1 protein-coding gene is annotated in these 582 nt (G+C 50.2%); it reads left to right on the forward strand.

Features of this window, described 5'->3' with window-relative positions:
- A partial coding sequence (locus tag TX77_RS13895) for a hypothetical protein (protein ID WP_044505097.1) occupies window positions 1-582 on the forward strand: 582 nt, incomplete at both ends.

A 582-nucleotide genomic window follows, 5' to 3' on the forward strand; every position in this document is an offset into this window, starting at 1 on the left:
GTTTCTTGACTCACAATCAGAACAACCGAGCGAATCCGGTTCGTATCTATATCATTGCAACAAACGAAAATGCTGAAGAAGCTACAGTAACTGAGGAACGCGTTGGCGTTGGCGGTCCTGCACCATATGTATCGCAAACAGGTAAAGCTGCTGTCGGCAACTATCTGTTTGGCCGCACGCAGCCATCCTTGAACAAAGTAACGAAAATTCCAGCAGGTGAAAGCCGTGTCGTGCTTAGCAAACTGAGCGACGTTAAGCTGGCGCAAGACCGAGTGGTAACGATGTATTCTGACGTGTCCACTTCGGCACCGATTAAATTCAGCGTCGTTGTTGTAGATGCTGACAAAGATGTTCTAGCTGAGCTTCCGCACCTGCAGCAGCTTCCGCGTGACGGCAAGCACGTTCGCGGCACATTCCATGACGCAAACCGCAACATTCATGTTCTGGATACGATCGGTAATGAGCCGTCCCGTATGATTTTGGCCGATAAAGTAGTAGACACTCGCCTGTCCGGCTATGATGTAACGACTGGCGATATCATGTCCAACGACGGCAACAATGGCGCTTACTATGTGCTGCGAC

It is taken from the genome of Megasphaera massiliensis (genome assembly GCF_000455225.1).
GTDB classification, from domain to species: domain Bacteria; phylum Bacillota; class Negativicutes; order Veillonellales; family Megasphaeraceae; genus Megasphaera; species Megasphaera massiliensis.